We start from the raw sequence: 17,553 nt of genomic DNA, 5'->3' as shown, positions 1-17,553 counted from the left end.
ACCTGATCGTGGTCCTTCCCCCGAGCGGCGCCTGGCTCGCACATAGGTGGAGCCCGTTGTGCTGTGCACGCTATGGGGCAGCGGCACGGCACACACCGGGGATCTCCCTAGGGCGTGCGCGCGGGAAGGTCCGTGTCGACGGCCAGACGGCCGGCGAGTTCGACTCGGGACCGAACGCGGAGTTTGGCGTAGATGTGGTTGAGGTGGTACTCGACCGTCTTGTCCGACAGGAACAGCGCCGCGGCCACCTCGCGGTTGGTGTGCCCCTTGGCGACGAGGACCGCGACCTGCGTCTCTCGTTCCGTCAGCGCGACCGGTTCCCGGCCGCGACGGGTGGGCGTCTCGAATCCGGCCGCTCGGAGTTCCCGTTCGGCGAGCGCGATCCATGGATCGGCGCAGAGGCGCTCGAAGACCTGTCGGGCGGCGGTGAGCGGACGACGGGCGGCACCGCGCTTCCTTCTCCTGCGCAGAAAGCGTCCGTAAGCGAGCTCGGTGCGGGCCTTGGCGAAGGGGTCCGGCAGCCGCTCGTGGTGTCGCAGAGCCTCCAGGTAGGCATCCTCGTCGGCTTCGACGAGCCCCCGGCACCGTGCGCTCACCGCGAGTCCCCATACGGAAGGCGCCGGCCCGACCTGCTCCATGAGGTCGTCCAGCGCCGCTTGAGCGCCGGAGCGGTCGTCCGCAGCCAGGCAGGCTTCGATCAGGTCGGGCTGGTGCTGCAACACGGTCGGTTCCCTCAGCCCCGAAGCGGCCACCCGCTGCTGGAGGTCGTTCAGGCGGGCCGCGGCTTCGGAGTTCTTGCCGTTGCCCAGATCGAGGAGACCGAGTGCGCTGTCGATGTAGGGGCTGACCAGCTCCGCGCCCCGGCCCTCGACGAGTCCTCGGAACTGACGGGCATGCTCGGCGCACTCGGCGTCGCGTCCGCGGGCGGCCTCGATCCGGGCCGATGTGGAGATCGCATAGGCCCGTAGCACCGGCTGTCCGATCTCGGCGGCCAGGGCGGCTCCTTCGCTTGCCAGGGCGTAGGCGTCGTCCCAGCGGCCGGTGCGCAGTTGGGTGTCGGCCAGGACGGTCAGGTAGGGAACGAGCCGCTCGGTGGCCCCCATCCTGCGTGCGCACCGGACAGCTCGTTCCAGTAGCGTTCTCGCGGTGGCGAACCGCTCCAGCCACATGAGGTCCATCGCCGAGAAGCTGGTCACCTCGACGCCGATGGAGAGCGGGTCGGTCGCGGCGAGGAATTCGTCGCAGGAGTCGAACACGGCGGCGGCCGCGCGGCGTTCGCCGGCGAGCATCATCGTGTGCGCCCGCATCAGAGCCGCGGAATGATCAAAGACCGGGGCCTCCCCACGGCAGGCCAGCGCGGAGGCCCGATCCGCGGTCGCCCGCGCCTGGACGATCGCGCCGCCCATACATGCCGCACCCGCGGCGGCGACCAACAAGGGGACCGCTTGTACCGCGTCGAGCGGGACCGCCATGTCGACCAGCTGGTCGTGGACACGTCGTGGTGGCTGGCGTACGAGCAGCATCTGACTGCGCAGCCCGGTCGCCCCGGCCCGCACCGCCGCGTCATCGCTGGCGCTCGTCGCCGCCTCTGCCAGAGTCAACGCCCGGTCCCCCTGGCCGGCGAGCTGTGCCACCTCTGCCGCCGCCAGCAGGTAGCGGGCCCGGTCGACCGGGAGAGGCGAGAGATCAGCCGCACGCTCGTAGGCGCGTACGGCCGCGGGCAGGGCGCCCCGGTCGCGGGCCCGCCCGGCGGTATCGGCCAGCGCCGACGCCGTGGTCGGATCCGGCTCGGCGGCCGCGGCGGCGAGATGCCAGCTGCGTTGGTCACGGTCCACCGGGCCCTCCCGGTCGGCGAGTGCCCCGGCCAGGGCACGGTGGGCTTCTCGTCGCTGCTGGCCGCCCGCCATGTGGTACGCGGCGGCGCGCAGCAGCGGATGCGCGAACCTCACCTTGTTGCCGGACCGGTCGATGACGTTCGCGGCCTCTGGCGCCGATAGGGCCTCGCCGTCCAGGGACAGCTGGCGAAGCGCCGCGACCAGGACCGAGGCCTCCTCGGTGTATCCGGCCGCCGCAACCGTCAGCGCGCGACGACTGGCCTCCGGCAGGGCGGCCAACCGGGCGGAATAGGCGGCCGTCAGCCGTGGACCCACCGGCAGGGGCCCTTCCGGTGGCTGTACGCCCCATACGGAATCGCGCAGAGCGGACGCTGCCTCCAACAGGGCCAGCGGGTTGCCCGCGGTCTCCCGGTAGAGCCGTCTGAACGGCTCGCTGTCGGCGGGTATGTCGGCGACGCCTCGCACCAGCGTGGCGGCTGCCGCCCGGTCGAGACCGGTGAGAGCCAGCGCCGGCAGGCCGGCCTCGATGAACGGGCACCCCTCGCCGTCGCGTGCCGTGACCAGCACGGCCACCGCCTCGGCCTGCAAGCGCCGGAAAGCGAAGAGCAGCGCGCGGGTGCTGGCCTCGTCCATCCAGTGCGCGTCGTCCACGGCGACCAGTACAGGTGTCGTGGCTGCGGCATCCGTGAGCAGAGTCAGCGTGGCCGCCCCTAACGTCAGCCCGTCCGGAATCCGTCCTTCCTCCAGTGACAGGGCGGTACGCAGAGCACGCGCCTGGGCCGACGGCAGTCGGCCGATCGATTGCTCCACGGGACGCACCAGTTCACCGAGCCCGGCGAAGGCGAGTTCGGCCTCCATCTCGATTGCCGTGGCCCGCAGCACCGTCATCCCTGCGGCTTCCGCCACCGCCTTCTCCAGCAGGGCGCTCTTCCCGATTCCCGGCTCGCCGTGCAGCACGAGAACCCCACTTCGCCCCCGTCGGGCATCCGCGAGGAGCTGTCGTACCCGCGCCTGCTCCTCCGCACGCGACAGCAGCCCACATCGTCCAGGTCCAAACGTCACCCGAGCCCCCGAGAAATGACCACCGATCAGTGGCGATGCAACTACACCGTGTGACGATTCTGGCTGATCCCCAGCCACTTCCGCAGGAACTAGGGAACATCCCGATTTACGCAGCCCTCGAACCCGGCACGGTGGTATCGCATCCCGCTCGTCCGTGCGGGGCACACCGCGCCACGGGGACTCGGCAGACGCGGGTGGCCTTCGCGGTCGACGGGATCGGGAGCGGGATCGGGGACACACAGGGGGATTTCGGGGGCGCATGGTGGAACTCCACGACCTGGCCGGACACTTCTTCGAGTTGGGGGCGCGGTACTGGCAGACGGCTGACGCGGGACGGCCGACCGGACGGCTCTTCCAGCAGCTGACCGGCCTCGGGCGACGGATCCTGGCGGTGCTGGACGGGCCCGGCGGTGCCGTACCGGGTCCGGTGAAGGCGTCCGACGTCGCCGGTGTTCTGCTGGACGCCTACGGCCGCGAGCTGACCACCCATCCAGGCCGAGCCCGTACGTACCGGCAGGTCAAGGGGCATTGGGCGGAGGCCGAGGAGTTCACGCCCCACGCGACTGCGGACCAGCTTCGCAACTTCCTGGCGGGCAAGGCCCAGTACGAGCTTCAGGAGGGCCGGCTCACCGAGGCCCTGGCGCTCGTGGACCAGGCCACCCGCCTGCCCCACGAGCCTTCCCGGTCGCTGCACGGCACAACGGCCACCCCCTACGGCGACCTGCGGGTGCTGCGGGCCGAGACATTGCATCGGCTGTACGACGCCGAAACCGCCCTGGAGGTGCTGGTACCGCTGGAGAAGGAACTCGCGGCCGTCCTCCCGGACGGGCCGATCGACGAGAGCGACCCCGCAGCGATGAGGCCCCTCGCGGCCCACCTCGCGGGCGGTGACGCCGGGCGGGCGACGGTCGCCCGGCTGCTTCAGGCGTCCACCGTCTACTTCCGGCTGCTGGATGTGAAAGCGGGCGCGCTACGGGACACCGGCCGGCCGGAGGCCGCCGAGCGGGCGTATCTGATGGGCATGCCGCTGTACACGGCGTCCGGTCTGCCGGAAGCGGGACTGCTGCAGCTGGCCCGTTGCGCGCTCGACCGCGGCGCGGTGGCCGAGGCATACCGACGCCTGGATCTGGCCGCCCCGCTGTTCGAGGACGCCCACGTCGAGGACCGGAGTTCGATGCGGGCACATCTGCGGGTGGTGCGCGGCGCGGCATACTGCCGTATGCGTGCCGAGGCGGCCCGGCTGTCGAAGGCGGACAGGTGGTGGGAACAGGCGCTGCACTGGTGCGACCTGGGGACGCGCCGCACGGCCGACCATCCCGACGACTCTCTCGAGGCCGGTCTGCACGCCGAGCGCGCCCGGACCCACCGCGACCGCGAGGATCGGGCCGGTGCGGCGCGCGCCTATCACGAGATGGCCCTCGCCCTCGACCGGGTGCTGCGCGTGCCGCTCGGGCACCGCTTCGACACACTGCATCTGCGCTTCCGGCGGCCGCTGCTCGACGAGGCGCTGGCCTTCGCCGAGGAGACGGGCGACGCACGGCTGTGCGCCGTCGTCACCGATCTGCTCAAGGCCCGCGCCTTTTCGGCGCGGTTGTCGCTGGCCCGCTCGGACGCGCTGAGCACACCGGACGCGGTGGCCGAAACCACCGAGCAGGAGGCACGGAACGGACCCGACCGCGCCGCGTTCGCCGAACTGACCGAACGGATCGCGGAAGCCGAGCGACACGGCTCCGCGAAGGAAGCCGACCGGCTGCGCGCCCACCGAGCCGAACTGCTCACCAGAATCCGTGCGACCGATCCTCGCTGGCACCTCATCAGGGACGACCCGCCCTTCGACCCGGATCGGCTCACCCGCTTCCTGGCCGACTACGGCACCGCCGCCCCAGGAAGCAATCCCGGCCGCTGCGTGGCCCTGAGCCTGTACGCACGCCCCGACGCGATCCTGTCCCTGCTGGCCGGACCGGACGGCCGGCTCGTCACGGCTGTCCGCCGACTGGACGAGAAGACGCTTGCCGCACTGGAGGCCCATCGGCGCGAACTCCGGGGAGGAGGCGGACGCCTGGACTTCTGGGGCCATCACGGCATCGGTCTCGCCGACCTGATCCCCCCGGCCTTCGCCGACGAGATCGCGGACAGCGGCACATGCCTGCTGTCCCCGCACGGGCGCCTGCACACCCTGCCCTGGACGGTCGTGCGCCACCACGGCCGCCATGTGGTCCGAGAAACAGCCATCGGTATCGTCCCCAACCTTTCGTGTGTGCCGCTTCTGGACCACAGACCCGACGGACCGGTCCGTGCCACGCTGCTGGGCGTCACCCGACAGCCCGACGGCGAGCTGCTCCCCGAGGCACAGCGGGCGGTGCGCCAACTGTCCAGGTTCCTGGGGGCGGACCGGCTGCGCGAGGAACCCTTCACCGGCCGCCACGCCACGGTCGCGACGCTGGGGGGCCTGCTGAACTCCGGGCCACCCATGCGCGGCCGTACGGACGTGCTCCAGATCATCACCCATGGCCTGCCCGACCCCGGGGCGCCCTTCGGCGCCGGCATACGGATGACCGACGGCATGTTCGAGACAGGCGAAGTCCTCATGAGCCGGATGTGCTTCCAGGAGGTGCTGCTCACCGCGTGCAGCACGGGCCTGCGCGCCACGGCCGACCGCGGCGGCGGGCACGGGGCACTCGCCGGGCCGACGCCCCGGACGCCGAGCCCCCTCGAACTGGCCGGTGACGTCGCCAACTCGCTGGTCCACGCCTTCCACGAGGCGGGAGCGGGCTTCGTCCTGGCCAGCCCCTTCCCGATGTGGTCGAGACTGGCGATTCACCACTGCGTCGAGTGGATCGTCCACCGCTGCCACGGCAGCGCTCCGCTGGAAGCCGCCCGACGGGCGGCGGTGGCACTGCTGGACGACGACGAGTCGCCCGAGCAGACCGACAAGTGGGCCGGCATCACGGCGTACGGAGCAAGGTGACCACAGCCCCGGAGGACGACGATGACACCCGACATCGAGTGGAAAGGACGACGATGACGGACGAGACGGAGCCGCAGCCGACACCGCCCGCGCTCTCCGCCGAAGAGGAGGCCAAGGCGCTGAGGGATCTTCTGGACGAGGGCGCGGAACCGGACGAGGACCGCCCCCTGGGCATCCTCAGGAGCCGGTACCGGCCCGCCGACCGCCCCCGCCCCTCGCCCCCGCCGACCTCGCCGGCCCCGCCCCCGCCCCCACCCGCCCCGCCCACACCCCCACCCGCCGAATGAGCGTCCATGCCCTCCAGCCTCGCCGGGCTCGCGGCCCTGCTGTACGCGGCCGTCCCCGGCTACCTCTACCTCGTCCGCTACGAACGCCACAGCCTGCGCGAACGCCCAGGCGCCGCACGGGAGATCGCCGAACTGTTCACGGTCGGCACCTTCACGACGCTGGCCACCGCGGCGGGCGTCCTGGCCCTCGGCGAGCACGTGCCGGGCCTCGCCACGCTCGACGGGGCCCTGTCCGCGGCGGCCTACGCCCGCTCGCACGCCTGGCACCTCGTGCGGTCCGGCGTCCTCGTCCTCGTCCTCAGCACGCTCGTCTGTGTCGTGCTGGGGGAGCTGCGCGGCCGCCGCAGCGGCGCGAGCAGCTGGTCCACCGCGCCCGGCACCGTATGGGCCGAACTCCTCAAGCCCGGCCGTGGCGAGGCCGATCCCGCGGTTCAGGTGCTGATGGACGACGGCACGCTGGTGTGCGGCAGCGGACACATGGTCTCCGACGAGCGAGACACCTACTACCGTGACGTCGCCCTGCACCACCCGATCTCGATCCGGAGCCCCGGCGAGGACCGCCCGCGGCCCTCGGAAGCGGACTACGTCGTCATCCCCGGCGCGCACATCCGGCTCATCGAGGTCACCGCGGTCCCCGTGAACGGCGTCCCGGGAGACTGAAAGCCGGACCGCGGCACAGCCCTTCCGAGACCCACCGAGCGCGGCTCAGGCCATCTGGCGGCGCACCAGCTCGTGCAGCCGCCCGGCGGGGTTCGCCAGCAGCTCGCCCGGCGCTCCCACCTCCGCCACCTTGCCGTCCTCCATGACCACCACCCGGTCCGCGTCCATCACCGTGGACAGCCGGTGGGCGATGACGATCCGTGTGGCGTTCAGGGCCCGCGTGCTCTCGATGACCGTGCGCTGGGTCTCGTTGTCGAGGGCGCTCGTGGCCTCGTCGAAGAAGAGGATGCGGGGACGGCGGATCAACGCCTGGGCGATCATCAGGCGTTGCCGCTGCCCGCCCGAGATCGCGCCGTTGCCCTGGACGATGGTGTGCAGGCCCATCGGCATGCGCTGGATGTCCTCCGCCAGGCCCGCCATCGCGGCCGCCGCCATCGCCTCCTCGGGCGTGAACGGCTCGGTGCCGCAGATGACGTCCAGGATCGAGCCGGTGAACGGCTGTGCGTGCTGGAGCACGACACCGCACTGACGGCGTACGGCGGACTGGTCCAGGGCGCCGAGGTCCTGACCGTCGTACAGGACGCTCCCGGAGACCGGCCTGTCGAAACCGATGAGCAGGCGCAGCAGGGTCGACTTCCCGCAGCCGCTCGGGCCGACGATCGCCACGAACTCCCCGGGCTCGACGGCGAAGGACACGTCGTCCAGCACGAGCGGTCCGTCGTCCGCATAGCGGAAGGAGACCCGGCGGGCCTCCAGCGCTCCGGACAGAACGCCCGGCCGGGTGCTCGCCGTGCGGACCTCCGGCGTCGCCTCCAGCACCGGCTTGATCTCCTCGAACAGCGGCAGCACGGCCACCGCCGACACGAAGGCCCCCGTCAGCTGGGTGACCGACGTCAGCAGCATCGTCACCGAGGTGTTGAAGGTCAGGAACTCGGCCGCCGACATCGAACCGCGTGCCGGGCCCGCCAGCAGCATGAACATCAGCAGGGTGCACAGGGGGAGATACACCGCGCCCAGCACCGTGTTGAGGTTCTTGATGCCACCTACCTTCTGCTGGAGCTCCCGGCTGCGCGCGAACTCGCCGGCCCAGGCCGCGTAGGCGTAGTTCTCGGCGGCAGCCACCCGGAGCTTCGGCAGACCCCGCAGGGTCTGGAAGGCCTGGTTGTTCAGCTTGTTGCCCAGCACCACCAGACGGCGCTGCCAGCGGACCTGCCACAGACCGAGGCCGAGGAACACCGCCGCCACGACGACCAGCATGCCGATCGCCGCCAGAGCCATCGGGACGCTGTACCAGAGCAGCAGGGCGAGGTTCACCGCTCCGACGGTCACCGACTGGGCGACCACCGGGCCGACGCCTGCCAGGGTGCGGCGGATCGCGCTGATGCCCATGGCCGCGCTGGCCAGTTCGCCCGTGGAACGCGAGGTGAAGAACTTGGTCGGCAGCCGCAACAGACGGTCCCAGACCGCCGGTTGCAGCGTGGCCTCGATACGGCCCTCCAGACGGAGGATCGTCAGGTTCTGCAGCAGCAGGAACGCCGCCGACACCACACTCGCGAGCATGATCGCCAGACAGACCTGCACGATCAGGTTCTCCTGGGCCTTCGGCACGTACTCGCCCAGGATCCGGCCCGTCGCGACGGGCACGAGCGAGCCGAGCACGACCGTCACCAGCCCGCTGAGCAGCAGGCCCGTCATGTCACCGCTCGTCCCGTGGAGGCTGAACCGCATCAGGCGCAGCGGACTCAGTACCCGTTCGGGCAGCGGGCGGTAGAACATCACGGCACGCGGCTCGAACTCGGCCGCGTTCGCCTTCTCGATCGGTGTCTCCCGGCCGGACGACGGCTGGACGGCCACATAGCCGCCGCGCCGCCACAGCAGCGCCACCGGCGCACCGGACAGCGCCCGGTGCCCGACCAACGGCCCGACGTTCTCCCGCCACCAGCTTCCGGCGAGGCGTACGGCACGGACGCGGACCCGGGAGGCGAGCGCGATGCGTTCCACGGGGTCGAGCCGGTCGCTCTCGGTGCCGCTCTGCGCCGGCTCCGACAGCGAGATCCCCGCCGCCCGGGCGACGAGCCCGCAGGCCGCGTACGTGGCGTCCGCGTCGGCGGCCGTCGTACGCCGGTTCGTCGAGGACTTGCCGATGGAGGCGAGCAGGGTGCGGTCGGCCTGCGCGCGTACTGCCTCACCGGCCTTGATCCCGGCGGCCGTACGGTCCTCGTGGGTGCGCTCCAGCTGCTCGATCCAGCGGTCCAGCGTGGCCAGCAGCCGGTACTGCTGGTCGACCATGCTCTGCCAGACCCCCGGGTCCATCAGCAGATCGGCCGCCGCCTCCGCGCCGTACAGCGAGCCGTACTGGACACTGCCGGGCGGCACCCGCATCCAGAACACGTCGTCGTCGGTGGGCGCGGCGGCCTGCTCGGTGGCCATCGGCGCCTGGAAGAGGATGGACAGGCCACGGCCGACGCCCAGCGCGAGGGCGTATTCGAGAGGGCTCGTCTGCGGGGGTACGAGCTGCGGGTTGCCCCACTCGTCGTACGACCAGGTCTCGGTGCCCCCTTGCTGGTACAGCTCACGCAGGCCGATGCGCCGGACCACGCAGTCGCGCAGCGGGCGGGCGACCAGCGTGTGCTGGGGCCCGGCGACCGGACCGAGCAGCAGCGCACCCGCTTCGAGGCGGCCCAGATGGTGCCAGTGGCCCTGCTGGACGGCGTCGACCGCGAACAGGTCCAGGGCACCGGAGGCCACCAGCCACAGCGTCTGCGGGCCTTCGAGGTCCAGGCGGGTGTGGCCGGCGCAGTCGAGGGATGTGCCCATCGCGCCGAGCGCGCCGAGGACGAGGTCGCCGTCGTAGCCGCCCTGACCGCTCGGGTCCTCGTGCACGGAGGTCATCTCATCGCTCCCTGACGAGTTGGGCGTACGCGCCGCCGCGGGCCACCAGCTCCTCGTGCCGGCCGCGCTCCACGATCGTGCCGTGCTGCAGGACGACGATCTCGTCGCTGTCGCGGACCGTGCTGAGCCGGTGGGCGATCACCACACAGGCGCAGCCGCGCTTGCGCAGGTTGTCCATGACGGTCAGCTCGGTCTCCGCGTCCAGCGCGCTGGTCACCTCGTCGAGGACCAGGATGCTGGGCCTGCGGACCAACGCCCGCGCGATCTCCAGGCGTTGGCGCTGCCCGCCGGAGAAGTTGCGTCCGTCCTGCTCGACCCTGCTGTTGATGCCACCCGGGCGACGCGTCACCACGTCGTACAGGGCCGCGTCCCGCAGCGCCTCCACCACGGCCTCCTCCGGGATCGAGGGATCCCACAGGGCGACGTTGTCGCGGACGGTGCCCTCGAAGAGGAACACCTCCTGGTCGACGAAGGAGACGGAGGCGGCCAGCGCCCCCCTCGGGATGTCCTCCAGGCGACGGCCGTCGATGCGGATCACGCCCTCCCACGGGGTGTAGAGGCCCGAGATCAGCCTCGACACCGTCGACTTGCCGCTGCCGGAGCCGCCGACGAGCGCCACCTGCTGCCCCGGCCCGACGGTGAGGTCGAAGCCCGTGAGCAGGGGCTTGTCGAGAGGGCTGTAGCCGAAGGTGATGTTCTCCAGCTCGACATGGCCGTTGAGCCGACGCGTGGACTCGGCGGAGTCCGGGCGGGCGTACAACGGGTCGGCCCGGAAGTTCTCCACGTCCTTCAGCCGGGCCACGTCGGCCGCGAAGTCCTGGATACGGCCCGCCACCCCGTTGAGGCGGGTGAGGGGCGCCGTGAACCGGGTGACCAGAGCCTGGAACGCGACCAGCAGACCCACGGATATATGGCCCTCGACCGCCCGCATACCGCCGATCCACAGGATGAGCGCGCTGTTGATCGTGGCCAGGGTCGGGGCGACGACCCCCAGCCAGGCGCTCGGCACCCCCAGCCGCTGCTGTTCCTCCAGCGTGGTGGCGTGCTGCCCGGCCCACTTGCGGAAGTAGCCCTCCTCGCCGCCGGTCGCCTTCATCGTCTCGATCAGCTGCAGTCCGGTGTACGCCGTGTTGGTGAGCCGCGCGTTGTCCGCGCGCAGCTTCGCCGTACGGGTCGCGCGCAGCCGGATCACCACCCGCATCGCCACCACGTTCAGCAGCGCCACCGCGATGCCGACGAAGGTGAGCTGCGGGTCGTACGTGTAGAGGAGCACGGCGTAGAGGACGACCACGACCGCGTCCACACCGGCCGCCGCGAGATCCCGGGCCAGGGTCTCGGCGACCGCGTCGTTGGACTGCAGCCGCTGGACGAGGTCGGCGGGGCTGCGCTGGGAGAAGAAGGTGACCGGCAGGCGCAGGAGGTGCCGCAGGAAGCGGGCGCTGGAGAGGGTGGAGGAGATCAGCCGGCCGCGCAGCAGGTTGGCCTGCTGCAACCAGGTCAGCAGGACGGTCAGCAGCACGCACGCGCCCATCGACGCGAACAGCACGCCCAGCAGGGAGGTCTGGCCGCCGATCAGGAACATGTCGATGTAGGTACGGCTCAGCGCGGGGACGGCCGCGCCGACCGCCACCAGGAGGAGGCTGGCGAGGACGGCGGCGGGCAGCGTGCCGGCGGTGCCGCGCATCCGGGCGGGCATGGCGCCGAGGACACCGGGCCTGCGACCGCCCTTCGCGAAGTCGGCGCCGGGCTCCATGACGAGGACGACACCGGTGAAGCTGGAGTCGAACTCCTCCATGGGCACGAACCGGCGGCCCTTGCCGGGGTCGTTGATGTGGACGCCGCGCCGGCCGAAGCGGCGCCCCATGCCGTCGTAGACGACGTAGTGGTTGAACTCCCAGAACAGGACGGCCGGTGCCTTCACCTCGGCGAGGGCGGCCACGTCCATCTGCATGCCCTTGGCGGTCAGTCCGTAACTGCGGGCCGCCTTCAGCAGGTTGCTGGCGCGCGAGCCGTCCCGGGAGACACCGCAGGCGATGCGCAGTTCCTCCAGCGGGATGTGCCGTCCGTAGTGGCCGAGCACCATGGCGAGGGACGCGGCGCCGCACTCCACGGCCTCCATCTGGAGGACGGTCGGCGTGCGCACGGTCTTCTGCCTGCCCCTCGGCACCGGGCGCTTCGACGGGGCCGCCTTGCGTCTGCCGTGCGTGGGCGGCTGGGCGGTGTCCTGGGACGCGGTCACGGAAGCAGCCAATCGATCGGACGCTCGTCGGCCATCCGGATCGAAGCCGTGGCCATGGTCATGGAGGTCAGCTCGAACGGCGGCCCGTCCTGCGAGGACCACCTGTAGCCCGACTCGGTCGAGGCCGCGCGGTCCAGCCGTACGGTGACGGCCACCGGCCGGCCCTTCTTGGTGAACTGCTCGCCCAGCTGGGTGTCACCGAGGAACGCGCCGATGGACTGCGGGGTCTGCGCGGTGCGGTCCACCTTCTTCACATGGCCGCGCAGCACGCCGTAGCGCTGGGTGGGCGCCGACTGCACGGTCAGGTCCACCTCGGCGTCCTTCGGGATCGAGGCCGCGTTCTCGGCGGGGACGTACACCGTCGCGTAGAGCGGGTCGTCGGCGTCGGCGACCTTCTCGACGGCCGCGACGTTCGCGCCGGTCTGGATGATCTGGCCGATCGTGGCGGCGAGCGCGGAGACCCGGCCGGCCGCGACGGACCGTACGACGGTCTCGCCGTCGGTGGTGGCGACCTTCAGGACGGGGGCCTTGGCGGGCAGTCGCTCGCCCTGCTTCGCGAGGACGGCGGTGACCTGGCCGGCGACCGGGCTCTGCAGCACGTAACTGCCCTGCCCGTGGGTGAGGACGGCGGGCGCGCCGACCGTGGAGGCGACGGACCCCGTGACGGCCCACACGGAGGCGGCGGCCATCGCGATCACCGTCACGGACAGCACCAGCCAGCCCTGGGGGCGGGCGAAGCGCACGGGGAGGTCGAGTTCCTCCGGTGACTGGAGCTTGGCGAGGGCCTGTTGGCGGAACTGCACGGGACTTCCCTCACCTGCGTGACAGGAGACGACAGAAGACTGGATGGCGGAAGGCCGGTCGGCACAGGAGCCGAGGACTTCCGGGGCACCCCGAGAGTCCCGGAACCTGTCAGGTGGTTCCGGGACTCAGCGGCGTCAGGGCTCGATCAGAGACCGGCGACCAGGCTCGTGACCGGGGCGGTGTTCAGGCCGGTCACACCCTCGACGGTGCCGACGGCCGTGTTGACCAGGCCGGAGACCGGGGCGATGCCGTCCACCAGGCCGGTGACGGTGCCAACGGCGTTGACCGAGAGGCCACCGGAGACGGCGTCGAGGGCGGCGTCCGAGATCTCGGCGGTCTCAACCTGGGGGGTGGAGTTCATGTTGGAACTTCCCTTCATATAGCTATTCACAAGGGGGGAGCGGCCCCCTTCTGGGGACAGAACGACGGCCGCGCACGTGGGTGCCCACTTCTCGATCCGGAGAGCTGGCTGCTCCCGTCTCCGAGAGCTCGGCGGCCCCCGCGGTGCGATGGATATAAGCAGATCGCCGCCGCGCACATCCAATCAACATGGCCTCTCACCAGCGCACTTGGTGACCATGACGGTTCATTGGTGCAGGCTTGCGCACGGCTTGGGGCCAGCTTCTTCACATGGATCGCGGCATCGTCATACGCGCTTGATTGCCTGCGTGAAAACGAATTGGACAGTCCCGCCTCAAAGGCGCGACGCGCGATTCGCCCCTGTGCAGAACTCCCCGCGACCGTGACCCCGCTGGGCATTCGGTGTGGAGATTCCCTGAAGCCGGTTTCCCGATCATCGGAGTCGACAGACCGCCACCGGGCGGTAGCCGAGTGTGGCGAGGCGGGGGGTGGGGCGCCGGTGTCACGGGGTTCCCACCGGGCGCGCCGACGGGAAGTCGTGAAATGGCAGGCCAACGGGGGGCGTAGCGCGCTTTGCGAAGTGGAAGATCGGAATCTTTTCGCGGGGCGTTGAACACCCCATCGGAACCATCCGTACCAACTGGCAACCAGGCGCCCCCAGTTCACCCGCCGGACGGCGGTACGGACCCCGTCCCCAGGAGGTCAAGAGTTGAGTCACAAACGAGCCACCAAGCGCAAGGCGTTCATAGCCGCAGGCGGCGTGGCGGCGCTCGGCGCGGCAGCCCTCATCCTGCCGAACGCGATGGCGTCGCAGACGGACGCCAAGGGCGCCGCCCCGAAGACGCTCGCCGCGAGTGACGCCTCGGATCTCGCCTCCCAGCTGCAGGACTTGCTCGGTGACGCGTTCGCAGGCGCGTACTACGACTCGGGCGAACAGCGCCTCATCATCAACGTCATCGACGGCCTTCAGATCGAGGGCGACGACAACAACGTGATCATCCAGGCCCAGGAGGCCGGCGCGGAGGTCCGTGAGGTCGAGAACAGCTGGTCCGAACTGCTGAAGGGCGCGGCCACGCTGAAGGAGGAGGCCACCGTCCCCGGCACCGCCTGGGCGATCGACCCCCGCACGAACAAGCTCCAGGTCACCGCCGACTCCACGGTCACGGGCGAGAACTGGGACACCATCGAGTCGACGGTCAAGTCGCTCGGCGCGGACATGGCGACCATCAAGAAGTCCGCCGGTACCTTCAAGCCCTTCCTGGAGGGCGGCGACGCCATCTTCGGTGGCGGCGCCCGCTGCTCGGCCGGCTTCAACGTCGTCAACGCCGAGGGCGCCCCGGCCTTCCTGACCGCCGGTCACTGCGGTGTCGCGGAGGCCGAGTGGTCCGAGGAGGAGGGCGGCGCGCCGATCGGCACCGTCGACGCCGCGACCGCCACGTTCCCGGGCGCCGGCGACTTCGCCCTGGTCGACTACAACGACCCGGCGACGCAGGCGGCCAGCACGGTCGACCTCGGCAACGGCCAGACGGTCGACATCACCGCGGCCGGCGAGGCGGCGGTCGGCCTCCAGGTCTTCCGCATGGGCAGCACCACCGGTCTCGCCGACGGCCAGGTCACCGGCCTCGAAGCCACGGTGAACTACCCCGAGGGCACGGTCACCGGACTCATCCAGACCAACGTCTGCGCCGAGCCCGGCGACAGCGGCGGCTCGCTGTTCACCGAGGACGGCCAGGCCATCGGTCTGACCTCCGGCGGCAGCGGCGACTGCACCGTCGGCGGCGAGACCTTCTTCCAGCCGGTCACCACCGCCCTCGCGGCCACGGGTGCCACCCTCGGCGACGCCGGCGCGGGCGCCGGCGAGGAGGCCGACGGCGGTGCCGCCGCCGGTGCCGGTGAGGAAGGGGGCGCCGCAGCCGCGGGCGCGGGTGAGGAAGAGGGCGCCGCAGCCGCGGGCGCCGGCGACGAGGGTGCCGTGGCCGGCGCGGGCGACGAGGGTGCCGGTGACGCGGGTGCCGCCGCCGGTGCCGGTGAAGCGGGCCAGGAGCATGAGCAGGGCGTCGAGGAGCAGGGCGTCGAGGAGCAGGGCGTCCAGCAGTAGGCGAACGCCACCGAGTACGTGGACGACGGCCGGGGATCAGCGGCCACTGACCCCGGCCGTCGCCCCACGACCCACCCGTCGGCCCCACCACAGCGGTTCCGGCCGACAGGTGGCACGGTCCGGCCCTCCGGCGGGAGGGCCGGACCCATGTGCGTGTGGCGGTGTCAGCCCGCGGAACCGGTGGCCCGGAGCAGCAGCAGCGCCACGTCGTCCGCCCGTTCCTCCGCCGCCTCGGTCTCCCTCACCAGACTGTCGGCCAGCGCGTCCAGCGGCCGCTCCCCGGCCGACGACAATCGCTCCCCGAGATCCGCCAGCGCGTCCTCGATGTCGACACCCGGCGACTCGATCAGCCCGTCCGTGTACAGGACCAGCACCGAACCCTCCGTCAGCGCCACCTCCGTCGTCGGGTACGTCGCCGCCGCGTCGATCCCCAGCAGCGGACCACCCGCGAGGTCGAGCACCCGCACCTTCCCGTCCGGCCGGCGCAGCAACGGCGGCGGATGCCCGGCCCGCGCCATGACGGCCGTCCCGTGCTCCGGGTCCAGCCGCAGATACAGACAGCTGGCGAACAGTTCCGAACCCAGGTCGATCAGCAGCCGGTTGGTACTGCTCATCACCTCCTCCGGCGTCTGCCCGACGGTCGTGTACGCGCGCACCGCCGTACGGATCTGCCCCATCAGCCCCGCCGCCGTCACGTTGTGCCCCTGCACGTCGCCGATGACGGCCGAGGCCCTCCCGTGGGAGAGGACCAGGTCGAAGAAGTCGCCGCCGATGTCCATGCCACGGGTGGCGGGCAGATAGCGCGAGGCGGACTCGATGCCCGGGATGGAGGGCAGCGAGTGCGGCAGCAGCGCCTTCTGGAGCCCGTGTGCCACCTGGTGCTTGGCGTCGTACAGCAGCGCCCGCTCCAGCGCCTGGGCGATGAGGCCGCTGAGGCTGGTCAGCACCGCGCGCTCCTCGGCCGGGAACGGATGCGGCTCCGCGTACCCCAGCACCCAGGTGCCCACCGGCCGCCCCGAGGCGATCAGCGGGATGTACGCCCAGGCGCCCAGCCCGTCCGGGGTCTCCTGGCGCAGCGGATAGAGGTGCTCCAGCTGCTGCCGGGACTCGAAGAACGCGGGTACCCCGGTGGTCAGCGCGTGCGCCCCGGGCATCGCCGCGGTGAGCGGCATCCCGTCGAAGCGTTCCACGAGGTGCGGGTCGGCGTAGCCGCGGTGCCCGAGCACATGCAGGCGCCCCGCGCGGGAGCCGAGCATCACCAGGGCCTGGCTGCCGATGGCCGGGGCGATCTCGTCGGCGACCAGGTCCACCACGTCCTGCACCCCGACCGCCTCGGTGAGCGCGCTCGCCAGCGCCAGCACGTGGTGGATGGTGACCAGACGGCCCGGCCCGTGGTCCTCCTCCCGCGACGCGTGCTCGGCCTCGGCGACCGCGCGGGCCCGGGAGATCCGTACGCTCAGGCCGTTGCTCCCCGGGTACAGCCGGAAGGACAGCCAGTCGCTCGGCGGTCTCAGCGCCACGAACGAGGTCACGTGCTGGCTCATCAGGGCCGCCCGGTACCGGTCCTCGTACGCGGGATCGTTGAGCCACGGCACGGACACCCACAGCTGGGTGCCCAGCAGACCGCTCACCGGGATGCCGAGCAGTTCGGCCGTGGCCGCGTTGGCGAAGGTGATCCGCCCGTGCAGATCGAGCGCGCACATCCCGTACGGCAGCCGCGCCACCATCCGCGCGGCCTCCACCGTGCCGAGCGTGCCCGCGACCGTGGTCGTCGAGGGCGCCGACAGGTCCGGTTCCGGCAGCACCGGACGGCCCTCGTCCTCGGCGCGCCGCAGCCGCATCGCGAGCCGGTCGCAGGCCGAGGTCAGCTGGTCCCGTTCGCGCTCGCTGAGCTCCGGCGGGTGGGAGCCGGGCCAGGTCAGGAAGACGGCGCCGTAGATGGTGTCGCGGGTCGCCACCGGCAGCGCGGCCAGGGCGAACGGGTAGGGCAGGACCACGGCGATCCGGGGATAGCGGCGAGCCATCTGCTCCTCGCCGTTGACCCACACCAGGCGCCGCCCCCGCACGGCCTCGGAGACCGGTATCGGCGAGTTCAGTCCCACCCGTTCCCAGGGCGCGGCGAACGACCTCGGCAGCCCCGCCATGACCGCCATCTCCAGCACCGGCTCGTCCGGTGTCAGCAGATACACCGCGCCGGAGTGGGCCTGGACGTCGTCCATCATCGCGGCCAGCGCCAGCGACAGCAGAGGATGGCCGACGCGGCCCGTCTCGACGGTCGTCCGCGCTCCGGACACGTGGACGTCGGACATGCCGACCACCTCCTCGCACGACCGTGCGACAGACCCCAG

The 17,553-nt window shown here is 71.7% G+C and carries 10 protein-coding genes; 4 read left to right on the top strand and 6 right to left on the bottom strand.

Features of this window, described 5'->3' with window-relative positions; genetic code table 11:
• Positions 1 to 107 precede the first annotated feature (107 nt).
• Positions 108 to 3,158 (bottom strand): AAA family ATPase, encoded by a 3,051-nt coding sequence (locus K1J60_RS02445; RefSeq protein WP_259407524.1) that lies wholly within the window; start codon positions 3,156 to 3,158, stop codon positions 108 to 110.
• On the opposite strand from K1J60_RS02445, the gene K1J60_RS02440 reads away from it, so the two are divergent.
• The 3 genes from K1J60_RS02440 to K1J60_RS02430 are packed head-to-tail and all read left to right on the top strand — an operon-like array spanning position 3,157 to position 6,812.
• Positions 3,157 to 5,865: a CHAT domain-containing protein gene (locus K1J60_RS02440; protein ID WP_220644685.1), complete on the top strand. Its 2,709-nt coding sequence runs from the start codon at positions 3,157 to 3,159 to the stop codon at positions 5,863 to 5,865. The genes K1J60_RS02445 and K1J60_RS02440 overlap by 2 nt on opposite strands.
• Positions 5,866 to 5,918: 53 nt before the next feature.
• Positions 5,919 to 6,152 (top strand): hypothetical protein, encoded by a 234-nt coding sequence (locus tag K1J60_RS02435; RefSeq protein ID WP_220644684.1) that lies wholly within the window; start codon positions 5,919 to 5,921, stop codon positions 6,150 to 6,152.
• 6 nt (positions 6,153 to 6,158) lie between these two features.
• Positions 6,159 to 6,812: a DUF6338 family protein gene (locus K1J60_RS02430; RefSeq protein WP_220644683.1), complete on the top strand. Its 654-nt coding sequence runs from the start codon at positions 6,159 to 6,161 to the stop codon at positions 6,810 to 6,812.
• Between the two features lie 45 nt (positions 6,813 to 6,857).
• Here K1J60_RS02430 and K1J60_RS02425 read toward each other — a convergent pair whose 3' ends face one another.
• The 4 genes from K1J60_RS02425 to K1J60_RS02410 all read right to left on the bottom strand — a co-directional run bounded on the left by K1J60_RS02425 (position 6,858) and on the right by K1J60_RS02410 (position 13,108).
• On the bottom strand, positions 6,858 to 9,704 hold the full coding sequence (locus K1J60_RS02425; protein ID WP_220644682.1) for an NHLP bacteriocin export ABC transporter permease/ATPase subunit: 2,847 nt from the start codon (positions 9,702 to 9,704) through the stop codon (positions 6,858 to 6,860).
• Position 9,705: 1 nt separating this feature from the next.
• Complete coding sequence (locus K1J60_RS02420; protein ID WP_259408218.1) at positions 9,706 to 11,871, bottom strand: NHLP family bacteriocin export ABC transporter peptidase/permease/ATPase subunit; 2,166 nt, start codon at positions 11,869 to 11,871, stop codon at positions 9,706 to 9,708.
• A gap of 68 nt (positions 11,872 to 11,939) precedes the next feature.
• Positions 11,940 to 12,746 (bottom strand): HlyD family efflux transporter periplasmic adaptor subunit, encoded by an 807-nt coding sequence (locus tag K1J60_RS02415; RefSeq protein WP_220644680.1) that lies wholly within the window; start codon positions 12,744 to 12,746, stop codon positions 11,940 to 11,942.
• A 146-nt stretch (positions 12,747 to 12,892) separates the two neighbouring features.
• Entirely contained in the window at positions 12,893 to 13,108 is a 216-nt protein-coding gene (locus K1J60_RS02410; RefSeq protein ID WP_033528587.1) for a hypothetical protein, read from the bottom strand.
• A 708-nt stretch (positions 13,109 to 13,816) separates the two neighbouring features.
• Between K1J60_RS02410 and K1J60_RS02405 the strand changes: the two genes are divergently transcribed.
• Positions 13,817 to 15,205 carry a S1 family peptidase gene (locus K1J60_RS02405; protein ID WP_259407523.1) on the top strand — a complete coding sequence of 463 codons (1,389 nt, stop codon included), beginning with the start codon at positions 13,817 to 13,819 and terminating at the stop codon, positions 15,203 to 15,205.
• Between the two features lie 164 nt (positions 15,206 to 15,369).
• Here the strand turns inward: K1J60_RS02405 and K1J60_RS02400 are convergent, their stop codons facing one another.
• Positions 15,370 to 17,514: a SpoIIE family protein phosphatase gene (locus tag K1J60_RS02400; RefSeq protein WP_220644679.1), complete on the bottom strand. Its 2,145-nt coding sequence runs from the start codon at positions 17,512 to 17,514 to the stop codon at positions 15,370 to 15,372.
• Between the last annotated feature and the right edge of the window lie 39 nt (positions 17,515 to 17,553).

Origin of the sequence: Streptomyces akebiae, from assembly GCF_019599145.1 — a bacterium.
Taxonomy (GTDB): domain Bacteria; phylum Actinomycetota; class Actinomycetes; order Streptomycetales; family Streptomycetaceae; genus Streptomyces; species Streptomyces akebiae.
This window is presented reverse-complemented; position numbering and strand designations above follow the sequence as displayed.

What these genes read in the sequence shown, in the direction of transcription:
- K1J60_RS02425 (WP_220644682.1), bottom strand. Translation starts at nt 9,704, where the DNA reads ATGACCTCCGTGCACGAGGACCCGAGCGGTCAGGGCGGCTACGACGGC.
- K1J60_RS02435 (WP_220644684.1), top strand. Translation starts at nt 5,919, where the DNA reads ATGACGGACGAGACGGAGCCGCAGCCGACACCGCCCGCGCTCTCCGCC.
- K1J60_RS02400 (WP_220644679.1), bottom strand. Translation starts at nt 17,514, where the DNA reads ATGTCCGACGTCCACGTGTCCGGAGCGCGGACGACCGTCGAGACGGGC.
- K1J60_RS02445 (WP_259407524.1), bottom strand. Translation starts at nt 3,158, where the DNA reads ATGCGCCCCCGAAATCCCCCTGTGTGTCCCCGATCCCGCTCCCGATCC.
- K1J60_RS02440 (WP_220644685.1), top strand. Translation starts at nt 3,157, where the DNA reads ATGGTGGAACTCCACGACCTGGCCGGACACTTCTTCGAGTTGGGGGCG.
- K1J60_RS02410 (WP_033528587.1), bottom strand. Translation starts at nt 13,108, where the DNA reads ATGAACTCCACCCCCCAGGTTGAGACCGCCGAGATCTCGGACGCCGCC.
- K1J60_RS02430 (WP_220644683.1), top strand. Translation starts at nt 6,159, where the DNA reads ATGCCCTCCAGCCTCGCCGGGCTCGCGGCCCTGCTGTACGCGGCCGTC.